A 15,450-nucleotide genomic window follows, 5' to 3' on the forward strand; every position below is an offset into this window, starting at 1 on the left:
CACCCGGTCATCGGCCCGGCGCACCGCGATGTGCGCCGGGCCGCATCGGTTGGCTACCCTTGCCGGCGTGCCGTCGCTGTTTCGCCGCAAGTCCGCCGACCCCGTCGAGGAGTCCGTCACCACGGTGACGACCGACGAGGAGTCCGCCGCCGCCCGCCCCCGGGGCTACACGCCCAGCAAGAAGGAGTTGGGGCGGACCACTCCGAAACGTCCGGCCGCCGGTCGCCGCGCCGCCGCGCCGGTCCGCCCGCTGACCAAGGAAGAGGCCCGGGAGCAGCGCCGCGCCACGCGCGCCGAGGCCACCGCCGAGTTCCGCCGCGAGGGCGGTCCGCGGGACCGGGGGCCGGAGCGGCTGCTGGCCCGCAACGTGGTCGACTCCCGGCGTACGGTCGGCACCTGGTTCTTCGGCGGCGCGCTGATCGTGCTGGTCGGTTCCAACCAGGCCATGCCGCCGGTCGTGCGGTTGCTCTCCAACCTGCTCTGGGGCGCGCTGGCCCTGGGCGTCCTGATCGACTCGGTGCTGATCTCCCGGAAGATCAAGAAGCTGGTCCGCCAGCGCTTCCCGAAGAGCACCGAGAAGCTCGGCTCGCTCTACTTCTACGCGATCATGCGGTCGATCACGTTCCGCAAGATGCGCGCCCCGGCCCCCCGGGTCAACATCGGCGACAAGGTCTGAGCAACGCGTTAAGAAGGGCCCCCTGCTATACGCCAGGCGTTAACAGGGGGCCCTTCCTTTCGCTCTGGTAGAGGCGGGCGACGACCTCCTCGATGTCCGGCTCCACGATCGAGATGTCGCGCAGCGTGGCCAGGCCGGCCAGCCCGGCCACCACCTCGGCGACGCTCGCCCGGTCCAGCGCGAACACCAGCCGCCGCCCGTCCGCCTCCACCCGCTGCACCGGCGCGCCCGGCAGCACCGGCGGCTCGGGCAGCGCGGTGTCCAGCTCGGCGACCACCATCCGGCGTGAGCCGTACCTGTGGTGCAGCTCCGCGATCGACCCGTCGTGCACCACCCGGCCGTGGTCGATGACCACGAGCCGCCGGCAGAGCCGCTCGATGTCGGCCAGGTCGTGCGTGGTGAGCACCAGCGTGGTGTCGCCGGCCCGGCCCAGCTCGGCCAGGAAGCCCCGGACCGCCTGCTTGCTGACCACGTCCAGCCCGATGGTCGGCTCGTCCAGGAAGAGCACCTCCGGACCGTGCAGCAGCGCCGCGGTCAGCTCGCCGCGCATCCGCTGCCCCAGGGAGAGCTGCCGGACCGGGGTGTCCAGGAACGCATCCAGGTCGAGCAGGTCCCGGCAGCGGGCCAGCCGCGCCGCGTGCGCGCCGGCCGGCACCCGGTAGACGTGCCGCAGCAGGTCGAACGAGTCCCGCAGCGGCAGGTCCCACCACAGCTGCGACCGCTGCCCGAACACCACCCCGATGCGCAGCGCCAGCCGGGTCCGGTCGGCCACCGGCCGCAGCCCGCAGACCCGGGCCCGGCCCGCCGACGGCATGAGCACACCGGTGAGCATCTTCAGCGTGGTCGACTTCCCGGCGCCGTTCGGCCCGATGTAGCCGAGCATCTCGCCGCGCTCCACCCGCAGGTCGACGCCGTCGACCGCGGTCACCGTCCGTTTCTCGCGGCGCAGCGTCCCGGTCCTGACCCGCACCGTGAACTCCTTGCGCAGCCCGTCCATCTCGATGACGTTCATGACCCCGTACTCCGGTAGTGACGGATCCCGACGCGCCAGGCCACGACCGCGACCGCCGCCGCGACCAGCGCGACGCCCGGCGACGCCCAGCCCACCCAGGCCGGCAGGCCCAGCGGGTCGGCGCGGCCGAGCAGCGCCAGCGCCGGGTGGTAACTGACGAACGCGAACCCCATCCCGTACGCGAACAGCGCGCGGAACCACCCGCCGTAGACGGTGACCGGGTACGAGGTGAAGTCGCGCCCGCCGTAGGTGACCGAGTTGGCCAGCTCGCCCGAGTCGACCCAGTAGAACGACACCGTGGCGGTGGTGACGAAGACCGAGGCGAAGAAGACCACCGCGGCCGGCGGGGCGACCACGGCCAGTGCGATCCGGCCCGGGGTCCAGTCGATCCCGGCCGAGGCGAGCGCGAACCCGAGCACCGCCAGGCCGAACACCGCGCGGGACACCTTGCGCAGTGGCAGGTCCATCAGCAGCAGTTGGGGCAGCGCGGCGAGCGGGCGGACCAGCACCGCGTCGAAGAGGCCGGTGCGCACGTACCGGGGCAGCCGCTCGACGTTGCCGACGAGCAGGTCGGCGGCGGCGAACCCGCACGACGACAGCCCGACCACGACAAGCGTCTCGCGCAGTGTGAAGCCGCCCAGCTCACGCGTCACCCCGAAGATCACCAGGACGGTGACCACGTCGAACACGGTCGCGCCGAGGTTGCCGACCAGGTCGACCACGAACGACGTGCGGTAGGCCGCCTGCGAACGCGCCTGCGCCCCGAGCAGCGCCCGGTACGCCCGCAGCGCCCCGCCGCCGACCTCAGCCACCCTGGGCGCACTGCCGTGCTCAGCCACCCTGGGCGCACTGCCGTGCTCAGCCACCCTGCACCACCAGGCGGCGCTCGGCCCGGCGCTGCACCAGCCGGCAGAGCGCCAGCAGCAGCACCGCCCAGCCGAGTTGGAGCCCGACCAGGCCGAGCCCCGTCGACATCGGCTCCCGCTCGACAAGCACGTCCAGCGGGACCTGGAGGAGGCTCGGGAACGGGGTGGCGTAGCGCAGGGTCGCCTCCAGCCAGCCGGGCAGGAAACCGAGCGGGAAGTAGAGCCCGGCCAGCACGCCCGAGCCGAGCGTCCAGAGGATCATCGGGCCCCGGACGTCCTGCAACCAGTAGGCGGTGGCGTTGACCAGGTAGCGGCAGCCGAAACAGACCACGACCGCGAGCAGCGCGGAGAGCAGGAACAGCGGCACGGTGGCCCAGTGCCGGGGCAGGTACACCGCGAAGAAGAACGGGCCGACCACCAGCGGGGGCACCAGCCGGGCGAGCGCGGCGAACCCGGCCCGACCCATGTCGACGGCGAGATAGTTGGTCACCGGGTGCACCGGTCGCAGCAGGTCGGCGGCCACCTCGCCGGAGCGGATCCGGTCGGCCAGCTCGGTCCAGCCCCAGATCGCGATGACCGCCAGCAGCCCCTGCCCGGCCCAGACGAACGTGGCGAGCTGCGCCCGGTCGTAGCCGGCGACGGTGCCGGCCGCGCCGGTGGCGGCGAGGAAGATGTAGCAGCGCAGGAAGCCGAAAACGGTGTTGGTCACCACGCCGGCCAGGGCCGCCTGGCGGTAGGTGGCATGCCGCCGGAACCCGGCCGCCACTATCGCGCCGAATGTCCGAAACCATGGGGTAACGTGTCCATCGGTGGGTGATGCCACAGTGGCGGTGACCGAGCCCACGCCGTTACCCTCCTTCCGCAGCCAAGACGTGCTGGCCGGGCGACTCTACCGGCGCGTCCGCCGCCCCAGCGCGACAATTTCCAACGAGGTGACACCGCCGTGAGCGAGCGACGCGAGCCGGTTCCGGAGCCGCGCCGCGCGAGCCGCGGAAGGGGCTGCCGATGAGTGGCTGGGGCAGCTGGCGTGAGCCGGCCGAACCGGCCTGGGCGCTGGCGCCCACCCACGAGTGGCAGCCACAGTTCCCCGGGCAGCGCTACCCGGGTGACATCGGCCTCGAACACCTGACGCCCCCGCCGCGTCGCCGGGCCGTGGTCGGGCGCGCCGAGGTGCGCCCGGTCAGCCCCGCGCCCGAGGACGCGCATCCGACCAGCCCGGCGCCGACCGACGCGTACCCGGCCGGGCCGCGCGGGACGTACCCGGTCAGCCCCGCCGGGCCGCGCGGGACGTACCCGGTCAGCCCCGCCGGGCCGCATGGGACGTACCCGGTCAGCCCTGCCGGGCCGGACGAGCGACGCGGGCAGCGGCCGGTCGGTGCGGCGGGCGAGTGGCGCGGCCGTCCGGACCGCCCCGGCGCGGACGGCCGACCGCCTCGACCGGCGGACCGGACCCCGCCCGGCCCGCCCCCGACACCCGAACGCTTCGACCAGCGCTGGACCCACCCCGGGTCGCCGTCGCACCGGTCGACCCCACCGGCGCCGGGCTGGATGCCGGAGCCGAGCGAGGCCCCGCAACCCGCCGCGAGCTGGTCCGAACGCCGGCGGCCGGCGGACGACCGCCGCGCCCCGGTGGACGGTCGCGAAGCCGGACCCGACCGTCGCGAAGCCGGACCCGACGGTCGCTGGGCTCCGGCGGCCGACGAGGGGCGGAATGCCGTACCGGGCCGACCCGCGGAACGCCACGGCGGCCAGGCCGGCCCCGCGCGCGAGCGTGGCACCGCGGCACGCGGTGAGCCGGGTCGTGACGGTTGGCGCGAACCGGGACCGCCTCCGACGGACCGGCGCGAGCCGACCGGTGGACGGTGGGCCGACGACACGCCGCGCCGGGACGCCGCCGGCCCCACCGGGACCGACCGGTACGGCGCCCCGCGCCCCGCGGTCGACCAGCGGTGGGACGGTCAGCGCCCGCCACTCGACCGGACCCACGCGCCGCAGGGCGAGTGGCCGGTGATCGAACGGCGGTCGCGTACCGAGCCGGCCGCGTACCAGCCCGACGAGCGGTCCCGCCCGCACGCGGAGCGGCCGGCGCGGGACGGGTACCCGGGCGGTCCGCCCGACGACCGGCGCCGCGACGGCCACCGTCCGGAGCAGGACGGCCCGGCCCGCCCCCGCCCCGAGTCCCGGGATGCCCGACCGCCCGCCGCGCGCCCCGACCACCGGGCTCGGCCGGCCCAGTGGCCGGTACGCCCCGACGAGCACCCACCGGTCCGTGCCGGTGACGCCCCGACGCGGCCGGTACCGCCGAGCCGACCCGACGAGCCACGGCGGTCCGCTCCCCCGGCCCCCGGTCGCTACGACGAGATCCGCCGGCCGGCTGCCGAACAGGATCGCCGGGTCCCCACCGGACCGGCCGCCACCGGACCGGTCTCCGGCGTGCCCGGAACCGCCGTGCCCGGAACCGCCGTGCCCGGAACCGCCGTGCCCGGGACCGGCCGGCCGGCGGCACCCGCGGCACGGGCGTCCGCGCCCGACGTGGCGGTCGACGCGCCGGCCGCGGCCACTCCCACTCGCCCGGCCCCGACCCCGGCCCCGCCCGCCCCCGCCCGCCCGGCTCCGCCTGCCTATCCCGGCCCCGCATCCGGGCAGACATCCGGAAGCGGCCCGGCCCGATCCGGCCCCTCCGGTCCGGCCGAGATGCGAACGCCACACACCGCGCCGGCCGCTTCGGCCGGGAATGAACGCCCGACAACCGGCGCGACAGCGGGCGGCTCGGCTGCCGACCCGGATCAGGACCGGCGGGAGCCTGTCCGGTACCGCCCGCCGGTACCCGAGGCGGGTCCGGCACCGCAGCCGAGGGACTCCGGTGCGGAGGCATGGTTCCGGCCGAACAAGCCGGCGACGACCGGCGGGCGTGACGCCCAGCCCGGCGACACGGCCCGTGCCGAGCCACAGGCTGCGCCGTCCGTTTCCGCCGGGGCGACCTTGCCGGCAGAGCCGGTCCCCGCCACTTCCTCGACCGGCCACGCGCCGACGGACCGGCGTCAGACTGCCGGACCGACCGACCAGGCCCGGACTGCCGCACCGGCGGATCAGGACCCGGGTGTCGGGCCGGCGGACGAGGACCCGACCGCCGCGCAGGCCGGACCGGAGCGTCGGGTCGCTTCGATCGCGCCCGCCGAACCGACGGGTGTGACAGGCGACCGCTATCGACCTGAGAGCGTGAACGACTCGGCGGTCGTGTCCGGAATCGGCACCGTGTCCCGGACCACCGACCGAGCCGAAGACACCGGGCCCACCTCCACCGCCGTCGACCATGTCGACCCGCCGGCAGCCGAACCGGTCGCCGCCGCGACAACCGAGGTGGCGCTTCCCGACGCGCGTCCGTCGGCGTCCCCGGCGTCGATGCCTGCCGAATCTCCGACGCCGACACCGCCCTCTCCGTCTGCCAACCCTCGAACCCCCACGCCGGCTGTCCCGGCCACCGGCTCCGTACCATCCGCTGGTCACGACCGACCGGCACCGGCCGAAGAGCCGACCGCGGACCACACCGTCAGGCCCGGCCAGGTCGACGCGTTGGCCGACGACCAGGACGCCCGCACCACCACCCGTAGCGACCCGTTCGCCGACGACCGGGACGCCCGCACGACCAGCCATGCCGCGGCGACCCGCACCGGGGCCGACGACGCCCCGGTCACGGTGGCCGACGACGCGCCGCTCACGGGCACCGACGACACGCCGAACGCGGCGGCCGCCGATGAGCCGGTCGCGCTGGTCGGTGACACGCCGCACACGGGCACCGACGACGCCCCGGTCACGGTGGTCGACGACGCGCTGGTCAGGGTGGCCGACGACGCGCCGCACGCGAGCCCGGGCACCGACCTCGGGTCAGACGCGGTGACCGACGACCCACCGCACGCCAGCGCCCCGCCACACCCGATCGTCACCGACGACCCGCGCGCCGAGACCGATGCCACGGCATTCGCGGTCGCCCACGTCCAGCCGGGTACCGGGACCGACGCCGTGGCGTACCCGGATGCCACGGCGCAGGTCACGGCGGTCGCGGGCATGACCGTCCCTTCGGGAGCGACAGCGGACCCGGCCACGCCGTCGTCGGGGGCCGGGAGCACCGGTGCGGACGGCGACGGGCGCGGGCAGGTGGTGCCGGGCGACCTGCCCGCTGACGCCGCCGCACCCGGCTCCGCGCCGATCATGGATGCCCCGACCGGTGACGAGCGGGCCGGCGGCGGCCCGACCCTCGACGAGCGGGCCGCCGGCAACGCGACCGACGACGTCCCGACCGGCGACGCCCCGACCGACGACAACCTGACCGACGACGCCCCGACCGACGACGACAAGGCGGTCGAGGACGTCGCGCGCGGCAGTGAGCCGGGAGACGTCTTCCGACCGGTACCGGACCGACGGGTCACGACGGCCGGCGAGGAGCGCCCCGTCGGGGCGACCCGCGCTGAGGAAGAACCGCATCGTTCAGCCGCTGCCGAAGAAGATTCGGCTCCCCTGCTGTCGACCGCCGTGGATTCCACCCGCGCCACCCCGGCCGGAGAAAATACGGTTGGGCCGTCCGCGGGTCCGTCCGACACCGCCCGGAGCGTCGCCGCGACCGACCCGGAGCCCGCCGGCCCGACCCGGATGGACGGCGCTACCACCGGCTCGCGTGCCCCCGGCACGACCCCGGCCGGCAGCCCGACCCCGACCGCCACGAGCCCCACCGGCACGCCCCGGGCCGGCGGCATCGGCACCGGCACCGGCACCGGCACCGGCACCGGCACCGGCACCGAAGTCTCCGGCACGGCCCAGGCCCACGCCACGCCCGCCGGCTTTCCTCTCCCCCGCACGGCCCGAGCCGACGACACAGCCAGCACCACCGACACGACCAGCACCACCGACACGACCCGAGCCGACGACACGGCCAGCACCGGCAACACCGACACGGCCGGCGGAGGGCGGGGCGCATCCGAGCCGACCGGTTCGGCGTCGACACGTACCGACGCCGAACCGGTACGTGTGGACGAGGCCGACGGGCCGGCTGACGCGCGTACCCCCGAATCGGGGCCGGCGGGCGACGAACCGGCACCGGCGCGTCCGGTGGACCCGGAGCGGGCCCTGGCCGCGGTCGGCTGGCGGCTGCACCCGGAGACGCTGCGCGAGGAGGCGCCCGATCCGGCGGAGCTGCGGCGGATCCGGGACGGGCTCACCGGCAAGCTCGACACCGCGCTGGACAACCGCAGCCGGGCCCGGCTGCTCAGCCTGCGTGCGGTGGCGTCCCGGGTCCTCGGTGACGCCGACGACGCGGTCGCCGACGCGCGGCTGGCCCTCACGTACGCGGAGGCCACCGGCGAGTTGCGGCGGACCGCGCTGGCCCGCGCCCGGCTGGCCGAGGTGCTGCGGTGGCGGGGCGAGTACGCGGAGGCCGACCGGCTCTTCGCCGAGGCCAACTCGGCGGAACTGCCGGACCGGTTGCGTGCGCTGCTGCACGAGCACGCCGGTCGCTGCTGTTACGACCAGGGCCGGCTGACCGAGGCGTGCCTGCACTTCGAGCGGGCGCTGGACCTGCGCCGGGGCGAGGACGCGGCGCTGAACGCGCGGACCCTGGTCGCACTGGACGCGGTCGCGGCGCGGGCGGCGCGCGACGGGTTCGGGCCGGCACCGCGCGGGCGGGCGGAGGTGCTCGGCACGCCGCGGTACCCGGTGGCGACGTTCGACGAGGAGCAGCAGCTCTGGGGGTACGCGGACGCCGACGGTGAGCTGGTGATCCGGCACCGGTACGCCGAGGTGCAGCCGTTCCACGAGGGACTGGCCTGGGTCCGACGGCCGGAGGCGTCCCGCTGGGCGTTGATCGACACCTCGGGGGCGGCGCTGATCGAGGCGAACAACGGCTACCGCTCGGTGGGCGCGTTCGCCGAGGGCCTGTCGTGGGTGAGCATGGACGGCAAGGGCCGGTGGATGGCCGTCGACCGGACGAACATCGTGAAGATTCCGCCCGGTTACGAGGAGGTCCGGCCGTTCCGCAACGGTCTGGCCGCGGTGCGGCAGAACGGCGGCTGGGGGGCAGTGGACCACGCCGGCGAGGTGGTGGTGCCGACCCGCTACCACGGCCTCGGCACGGCGCTGGCCGACGGCCGGCACCTGGACGGCTTCACGGAGGAGGGGCTGGCGGTGGTCGAGCTGGCCGGCCGGCGGGGCGTGGTGGACCGCAACGGCCGGGTCCGGGTGGCGCCCGCGTACCCGACGCTGGTGATCCACCCGGTGGCGTTCCTGGTCGCCACCGAGGCGGGTCGCTGGGGCGCGCTGGACCGGCACGGCGAGCCGCTGATCGACCCGGTGCACCCGGGCCGGGCCGCGGTGGCCGCCGAGATCGACCGGCTGCTCGCCGACGCGAACCCGGTGCTCTGACCCGGGGAGCCACGGCGGGTGCCCGCCGCCGGGCGGAGTTAGGGTCGGAGCATGGAATTCCGACACCTGGGCCGCTCCGGCCTGATGGTCAGCGAGATCTCGTACGGCAACTGGATCACCCACGGCTCGCAGGTCGAGGAGGACGCGGCGGTCGCCTGCGTGCGCGCCGCCCTCGACAGCGGCATCACCACGTTCGACACCGCCGACGTCTACGCCGGCACCCGCGCCGAGTCGGTGCTCGGCCGCGCGCTGGCCGGCGAGCGCCGCGAGGGGCTGGAGATCTTCACCAAGGTGTACTGGCCGACCGGGCCGGGCCGCAACGACCGTGGCCTGTCCCGCAAGCACATCATGGAGTCGATCGACGGCTCGCTGCGCCGCCTGCAGACCGACCACGTCGACCTCTACCAGGCTCACCGCTTCGACGTCAGCACCCCGCTGGAAGAGACGATGGAGGCGTTCGCCGACGTCGTGCACGCCGGCAAGGCGCACTACATCGGCGTCTCGGAGTGGACGGCGGCGCAGCTGCGCGAGGCGCACGCGCTCGCCCGTGAGCTGCGCATCCCGCTGGTCTCCAGCCAACCGCAGTATTCGATGCTGTGGCGGGTCATCGAGGCCGAGGTGATTCCGGCCAGCGAGGAGCTGGGCATCGGCCAGATCGTCTGGTCGCCGATGGCGCAGGGCGTGCTCTCCGGCAAGTACCTGCCCGGCCAGCCGCCGCCGGCCGGTTCCCGCGCCACCGACGAGAAGTCCGGCGCGAACTTCATCGCCCGGTGGATGTCCGACGAGGTGCTGACCCGGGTGCAGCAGCTCAAGCCGCTCGCCGAGCAGGCCGGGCTGACCATGGCGCAGCTCGCGGTCGCCTGGGTGCTACAGAACCCGAACGTGTCCTCGGCCATCATCGGCGCGTCCCGGCCCGAGCAGGTGCACGACAACGTGAAGGCGGCGGGCGTGAAGCTCGACGCCGGCCTGCTCAAGGCGATCGACGACATCGTCGAGCCGGTCGTCGAGCGGGACCCGGCGAAGACGGACAGCCCGGCGCGGCGTCCGTGACGTCAGTCGTCCCCGGGCCGGCGTCGCCGTCGGCCCGGGGACGACCGGCGCACACCCCGCCGGGCCGGTCGCCCGTCCGGCGGGCCCGTCAGCCCTGCCAGAACCGGATCAGGTAGAGGCCCAGCCGGTAGAGGTCCGGTGGGAGGCCGAGCGCGTCGCCGACCGCGAAGACCCCGCCGAAGAACGCGCCGCCGATGCGCGGGCTCCACAACAACGCGAAGAGCAGGATGAATCCGTACGGGGCGAACAGGTCGTACATCCGCCGGTAGGCGGGACTGAGCCAGGGCTGGATCATGTTGCCGCCGTCCAGGCCCGGCACCGGCAGCAGGTTGAGCACGCTGGCCATGAGCTGGAGGAACGCGAGCAGCCCGACGCCGGCCCAGAACTCCAGCGGCCCGCCCAGCGCCGGCCCCCACGTCACGGCCGCCACCAGCACCAGCGTGAACACCACGTTGGTGGCCGGCCCGGCGAGACTGACCAGGGTGTGCCGCAGCCGCCCGGGAATGGCGTGCCGGTCCACCCAGACCGCGCCGCCGGGCAGGCCGATGCCGCCGAGCAGCACCACGACCACCGGCAACACGATCGACAGCAGCGGGCTGGTGTACTTCAGCGGGTTGAGCGTCAGGTAGCCCCGGTGGGCGATGTCCCGGTCACCGGCCCGGTACGCGACCACGGCGTGCGCGTACTCGTGCAGGCAGAGCGAGACCAGCCAGCCGGCGACCACGAAGAGGAACACGTCGAACCGGACGTTGCCGTACCGGTTCCAGGTCATCACCCCGCCGGCCGCGAAGAGCGCGACCAGGGCCAGGAAGATGGGGCTGGGCCGGAACGCCGCCCGGGGCACGCCGAGGATCAGCGGGTCGCCCGGGCGGTCGTAGCCCGTCATTCGGCCGGGGGTTGCAGGCTCATCCGGTAGTCCACCCGGTCGTCCTCGACCAGCACGACCGAGGTGACGCCGGATGTCGCGAGCTCCCGCCAGGTCTGGCCGATCCAGGACTCGGCGTCCGCCTGGCTCGGGAACGACTCGCCCGGCCCGTCGACCGGGTCGCCGTTCGCGCCCTCGTACCGCCAGCTCCACGCCATGCCGCGTCTCCCCTCGCCGCCCGTCGCCCCGCAGGACCGGAAACCCCCGCAAGCCTAGTCGGCCCGTCGCGCCACAGCCCTCACCGCTCCCGCGATCTTGCGGTCGCTGCCCCGACAGAACGGGGCATTCGCCGCGTCCTGCGGGCAGCAACCGCAAGATCGGCGCTGGGAGGGGGTGGGGCGGGACGGGGGCGGGAGAACTAAGGTACGGACATGTCCGTTGACGGGTGGCACACCCTCCTGGTGCTCGGCGGTATCCGCTCCGGCAAGTCCGAGTTCGCCGAGTCCCTGGTCGCCGACGCGCCCATGGTCCGCTACGTGGCCACCGCCCCGACCGGGGATCCGGATGACACCGAGTGGGCGACCCGCCTCGCGGCGCACCGCGCCCGGCGGCCGGGAAGCTGGACCACCGAGGAGACCGCGACGGATCCGGGCCGGCTGGCCGAGGTGATCACCGCCGCCGGCCCGAACGACACGCTGCTCGTGGACGACCTGGGTGGCTGGGTCACCGTGCTGCTCGACCCGACCCACCAGCCGGCCGACGACACCGCCACCGTCGCCGAGCTGGCCGCCGCCGTGCGGGCGAGCGAGGCCCGGCTGGTGCTGGTCAGCCCGGAGGTGGGCCTCTCCCTGGTGCCCACCACGCCGTTGGGCCGGGCGTTCACCGACGCGCTGGGCGCCACCAACCGGGCGGTGGCCGACGCCTGCGACGCGGTCGCGCTCGTGGTGGCCGGGCAGACCGCCTGGCTCAAGCCGCCCGCCGCGTCGCTCCCGACCGTGCCGGCGGCCCACGCCCCGGCCGACGCCACCACCCCCGCCGGGGCCCACCCGGCCGGGGTCGCGACCGACGCCGCCACGGGCGGAGCCGGAGCCGCGACCGCCGCCACGGGCGGAAGCCACCCGACCGCCCCGGGCGGAAGCCACCCGGCCGGCACGGTCGGCGCGCCGCCCGAGCCACGGCACGCGGCCGGCGGTCGGGGCGTCGACGACGTGGCGCTGCCCGAGGTGCTCACCCCGGCCGCGACGCCGCCACCGGCCGGCGCGCCGGCCGGGCCGGCCGGCGCCGGCGACTGGGCGGCACCCACCATGGCGCTGCCGATGATCGCCACCGGCCTGGTCATCCAGCCGGGCATGGAACTGCCGATGCCGGACGACTACACCGGCCCGCAGGCCGTCGACCGGCTCGCCACGCTCGACGTTCCCGGCGCCGGCCTGGGCGTGCTGGAACAGGTGGTCGGCTTCGCCGCCGCCACCCAGGGCAGCGCGAACCCGCGTCCCTGGGCCGCCGTCCGGGTGCTGCTGCTGCACGGCGACCACGAAGGCGGCGCGTCGGCCGGCGCGGTGGCCGGCGAGTCGGCGCGGCGCGCCCGCCAGGCGCGCGCCGGCCGGGGTGCGCTGGCCCGGCTGGCCGCCGAGAACGGCGCCAGCCTCCAGGTCGTCGAGGCGCCGGCCTCGGCGCCGTTCGAGGACGGCCCGGCGCTCACCGGCGAGCAGGTCGAGGCCGCGCTGCGCTACGGGTGGCGGTTGGCCGAGCAGGCCGCCGACGCGGGCGTACAACTGCTGGTGCTGGCGGCGTGCGGGGCCGGCGCCGAGGCGGCAGCCGCGGCGGTGCTGGCGGCCACCGCCGGCGCGGAACCACCGGCGGTGCTCGGTCGGGTGGTGAACGACCAGGGCGAGATCGACGACAACGCCTGGATGGTCCGCTGCGCGGCGGTCCGGGACGCGCTGCACCGCACCCGACGCTCCCCCCGGGAGGCCAAGGACATCCTGGCGGAGCTGGGCGGCGGCGACATCGCGACGGCCACCGGCGTGCTGCTCGGGGCCACCGCCCGGCGCGTCCCGGTGCTGCTCGACGGGCCGGTCGGCACCGCCGCCGGCATGGTCAGCCGCGACCTGGCCGGGCAGGCCCGGCACTGGTGCCTGCTGCCCGACCACGGCGGCCGGCCCGGGGTGCGGCTCGCCGCCGACGTGCTCGGCCTGACTCCGCTGCTGGATCTGCGCCTCGACCTGGGCGAGGGGGCGACCGCGCTGGCCGCGCTCCCGCTGCTGCGCTCGGCGCTGACGCTCGCCGCCTCGCTGCCGGTGCACCCGTCGCTGGGCGGCGCCGACTCCGAGGCGCCGGCCGGGCCGGCGGACGAGCCGGACTTCGCCGAGCCGGAGCCGGCCGGACCGGGTCCGACCACGGTCGGGTACGACCAGCCGGTCTCGCCCGGCCGACGTGCCGACTGAGCGCCGGCTCGCCGACGGCGTCCGGCTGGCGCTGACCACGTTCACCACCGCGCCGGTACGCGCCGGCCGGGTCGACCGGGCCACCGCCGGCACCGCGATGGCGCTGGCCCCGGCGGTCGGCGCGCTGCTCGGCGCGGTGCTCGGCGGAGCGTTGCTGCTGGCCGGGGCGCTCGCTCCGCCACTGGTCGCCGCCGGGGTGACGGTCGGGCTGGGCGCGCTGCTCACCCGGGGTCTGCACCTGGACGGGCTGGCCGACACCGTGGACGCGCTCGGGTCGTACCGGCGCGGGCCGGCCGCGCTGGCGATCATGAAGCAGCCGGACGTCGGCCCGTTCGGGGTGGTCGCGTTGGTGGTCGTCCTCCTGCTCCAGACCGCGGTGCTGGCGGAGCTGGTCGGGCGGGACGCGGTCGCGGCGCTCGCCGCGGTGGTCGCGGCCACCGCGGCCGGACGGCTGGCGGTCACCCTGGCCTGCCGCCGTGGCGTGCCGGCGGCCCGGCCGGACGGGCTGGGCGCGCTGGTCGCCGGCACGGTGGGGTGGGGCGTCGTGGCGCTCGGCGCGCTCGTCGTCGCGCTGCTGGCCGTGCCGGCGGTGCCGGGCCGCCCGTGGCAGGGGCCGCTCGCCGTGCTCGGCGCGCTCGCCGTCGCGGCCGGGCTGCTCCGGCACCTGGTACGCCGCTTCGGCGGTATCACCGGCGACGTCCTCGGGGCCCTGGTGGAGGTCGTCACCACGCTGTCCTACCTGGGACTGGTGCTGACCGGCTGATCGCCCCCCGGTCGGCCGGGTAGCGTTCGGGTGAGTGCACCGGCGTGGTCGAGGGAGACGGCATGCTCATCACGGACGACTTCCTGCCCGTACCGGTGCCGGAGTCGCTCGACGCGACCTACCTGGTGCCGATCGACGGGCTGCCCCGGGTGAGCCCGAAGACCGCGGTCGAAGGGCTGACCGGCCGGCTGGCCGGGCCGGTGCACGGGCTGGCCAAGCAGATGCTGGACAGCCCGCTGATGAGCGTGGACACGCGGTCGATAAGCGAGTTCCCGGAGCTTCCGCCGGACCTGCTGGCCGCGTTCGGCGCCACCGACGAGCAGCTCGCCCGGCTGGCCGCCGCCACCCACCTGGTGGTGGTGCAGGCGGAGTACCGGCCCGGCTGGCCGCCGGCGCACGAGTGGGCGGCCCGGGCGGTGGCCGCGGCCATCGCCGAGACGGTCGGCGGGGACGTGGTCGACGTGTTCGGCCTCCAGTTCCTCGACCCGGCGACGGCGCTGCGCTCGCTGCCGGACGAGCAGGGCCGGGTCCGGCTGGTCGACTGGGTGCTGGTGCCCTACTCGTCCGACGCCGACGGGCTCTGGTTCACCACCAAGGGGCTGCGCCGGTTCGGGCTGCTGGAGTTGCAGGCCCAGGGCGTGCCGGACCACCTCACCCGGGCCTGGGGCGCGGTGATGACCGGCGCGGCCCGGCGGCTGCTGCGGGACTGGACCGACGGGCTGGCCGGCGAGGAGGTGCCGGCGTTCGTGCAGCTCCCGGTGCTGGCCACGGTGACCGGGCACGACATCGCGGTCGCGTACGGCAATCCGGAGCAGCACGGCGCGACCGCGCCGGTGCTGCTGCGGCTGGAACTGGACCCGGCCACCGACCCGGACGCCGACTCGTTCCTCAGCCTGAACCCGCCGCCGGGGCATCCCGGGCCGCCGGGCCGCTACTTCGCCGCCGCCTGCGCGACGCTGTTCAACGGCATCCAGCCCGACGTCCGCTACACCCGCACGGACGACGCGATGAGCCGGGCGGTGGCGACCGCCCGGGCCGCGCTCGGCGACATCCGGGCCCGGTTCCTGGCCGGCGGACTGCCGGCGGAGAGCCAGCTCGTGGTCAAGTACGGCCTGCCCGGCGACGACGGCCCGGAGTACGTCTGGGCCGGGGTGACCTCGTGGGACGCCCCGGAACGGATCGTCGGCGCGAGCGCCACCGACGCCACCACCGACCCGAGCGTGCGGATCGGCTCGCCGGTCGTGGTCGAGGCGTCCGACGTGGTCGACTGGGCCGTGCTGGACGGCACCGGTGTGCTGGAGGGCGGCTGGACCCAGGCCGTCCTCGACGCCGGCGAGCGCGGCGAGGGCTGACCGGGCCG

10 protein-coding genes and 1 pseudogene are annotated in these 15,450 nt (G+C 75.9%); 6 read left to right on the forward strand and 5 right to left on the reverse strand.

Annotation, left to right across the window (positions count from 1 at the left end):
* Positions 1 to 28 precede the first annotated feature (28 nt).
* Positions 29 to 676: a DUF3043 domain-containing protein gene (locus ACZ6O5_RS22990; RefSeq protein ID WP_465979881.1), complete on the forward strand. Its 648-nt coding sequence runs from the start codon at positions 29 to 31 to the stop codon at positions 674 to 676.
* A 25-nt stretch (positions 677 to 701) separates the two neighbouring features.
* Here ACZ6O5_RS22990 and ACZ6O5_RS22995 read toward each other — a convergent pair whose 3' ends face one another.
* From ACZ6O5_RS22995 to ACZ6O5_RS23005, 3 genes are read right to left on the reverse strand one after another with little or no spacing between them, the layout of a single operon-like run.
* Positions 702 to 1,688 (reverse strand): ABC transporter ATP-binding protein, encoded by a 987-nt coding sequence (locus ACZ6O5_RS22995; protein WP_465979882.1) that lies wholly within the window; start codon positions 1,686 to 1,688, stop codon positions 702 to 704.
* Positions 1,685 to 2,500: an ABC transporter permease gene (locus ACZ6O5_RS23000; RefSeq protein WP_465979883.1), complete on the reverse strand. Its 816-nt coding sequence runs from the start codon at positions 2,498 to 2,500 to the stop codon at positions 1,685 to 1,687. Before ACZ6O5_RS23000 ends, ACZ6O5_RS22995 begins: the two co-directional genes overlap by 4 nt.
* A gap of 46 nt (positions 2,501 to 2,546) precedes the next feature.
* Positions 2,547 to 3,398: an ABC transporter permease gene (locus tag ACZ6O5_RS23005; RefSeq protein ID WP_465979884.1), complete on the reverse strand. Its 852-nt coding sequence runs from the start codon at positions 3,396 to 3,398 to the stop codon at positions 2,547 to 2,549.
* A gap of 3,900 nt (positions 3,399 to 7,298) precedes the next feature.
* Here ACZ6O5_RS23005 and ACZ6O5_RS23010 point away from each other — a divergent pair.
* Positions 7,299 to 8,965, forward strand: a pseudogene (locus ACZ6O5_RS23010) (WG repeat-containing protein); the annotation flags it as partial.
* Positions 8,966 to 9,016: 51 nt separating this feature from the next.
* A complete protein-coding gene (locus ACZ6O5_RS23015) occupies positions 9,017 to 10,015 on the forward strand; it encodes an aldo/keto reductase family protein (protein ID WP_431936760.1) in 999 nt (332 codons plus the stop codon).
* Positions 10,016 to 10,103: 88 nt separating this feature from the next.
* On the opposite strand, the gene ACZ6O5_RS23020 is transcribed toward ACZ6O5_RS23015, so the two are convergent.
* Together ACZ6O5_RS23020 and ACZ6O5_RS23025 are read right to left on the reverse strand one after the other, a co-directional pair.
* Positions 10,104 to 10,901 carry a site-2 protease family protein gene (locus tag ACZ6O5_RS23020; RefSeq protein ID WP_281936775.1) on the reverse strand — a complete coding sequence of 266 codons (798 nt, stop codon included), beginning with the start codon at positions 10,899 to 10,901 and terminating at the stop codon, positions 10,104 to 10,106.
* The gene (locus ACZ6O5_RS23025) at positions 10,898 to 11,098 is read right to left on the reverse strand and encodes a hypothetical protein (protein ID WP_107159991.1); all 201 of its coding nucleotides are present in this window, start codon (positions 11,096 to 11,098) and stop codon (positions 10,898 to 10,900) included. The genes ACZ6O5_RS23020 and ACZ6O5_RS23025 overlap by 4 nt, the downstream gene beginning before the upstream one ends.
* 213 nt (positions 11,099 to 11,311) lie before the next feature.
* Between ACZ6O5_RS23025 and ACZ6O5_RS23030 the strand changes: the two genes are divergently transcribed.
* The 3 genes from ACZ6O5_RS23030 (at position 11,312) to ACZ6O5_RS23040 (ending at position 15,442) form a co-directional block, all read left to right on the forward strand.
* Entirely contained in the window at positions 11,312 to 13,327 is a 2,016-nt protein-coding gene (locus tag ACZ6O5_RS23030; RefSeq protein WP_465979885.1) for a bifunctional adenosylcobinamide kinase/adenosylcobinamide-phosphate guanylyltransferase, read from the forward strand.
* Positions 13,317 to 14,090, forward strand: a complete 774-nt coding sequence (locus tag ACZ6O5_RS23035; protein ID WP_465979886.1) for an adenosylcobinamide-GDP ribazoletransferase — start codon at positions 13,317 to 13,319, stop codon at positions 14,088 to 14,090. Before ACZ6O5_RS23030 ends, ACZ6O5_RS23035 begins: the two co-directional genes overlap by 11 nt.
* Positions 14,091 to 14,152: 62 nt before the next feature.
* On the forward strand, positions 14,153 to 15,442 hold the full coding sequence (locus tag ACZ6O5_RS23040) for a DUF2314 domain-containing protein (RefSeq protein WP_107159998.1): 1,290 nt from the start codon (positions 14,153 to 14,155) through the stop codon (positions 15,440 to 15,442).
* Positions 15,443 to 15,450: the final 8 nt, after the last annotated feature.

The sequence above is a fragment of the Micromonospora sp. NPDC049201 genome (assembly GCF_055586805.1).

Excerpts from the sequence above, each read along its gene's own strand:
- ACZ6O5_RS22990 (WP_465979881.1), top strand. The coding sequence starts at position 29 with ATGTGCGCCGGGCCGCATCGGTTGGCTACCCTTGCCGGCGTGCCGTCG.
- ACZ6O5_RS23030 (WP_465979885.1), top strand. The coding sequence starts at position 11,312 with ATGTCCGTTGACGGGTGGCACACCCTCCTGGTGCTCGGCGGTATCCGC.
- ACZ6O5_RS23025 (WP_107159991.1), bottom strand. The coding sequence starts at position 11,098 with ATGGCGTGGAGCTGGCGGTACGAGGGCGCGAACGGCGACCCGGTCGAC.
- ACZ6O5_RS23020 (WP_281936775.1), bottom strand. The coding sequence starts at position 10,901 with ATGACGGGCTACGACCGCCCGGGCGACCCGCTGATCCTCGGCGTGCCC.
- ACZ6O5_RS23015 (WP_431936760.1), top strand. The coding sequence starts at position 9,017 with ATGGAATTCCGACACCTGGGCCGCTCCGGCCTGATGGTCAGCGAGATC.
- ACZ6O5_RS22995 (WP_465979882.1), bottom strand. The coding sequence starts at position 1,688 with ATGAACGTCATCGAGATGGACGGGCTGCGCAAGGAGTTCACGGTGCGG.
- ACZ6O5_RS23040 (WP_107159998.1), top strand. The coding sequence starts at position 14,153 with ATGCTCATCACGGACGACTTCCTGCCCGTACCGGTGCCGGAGTCGCTC.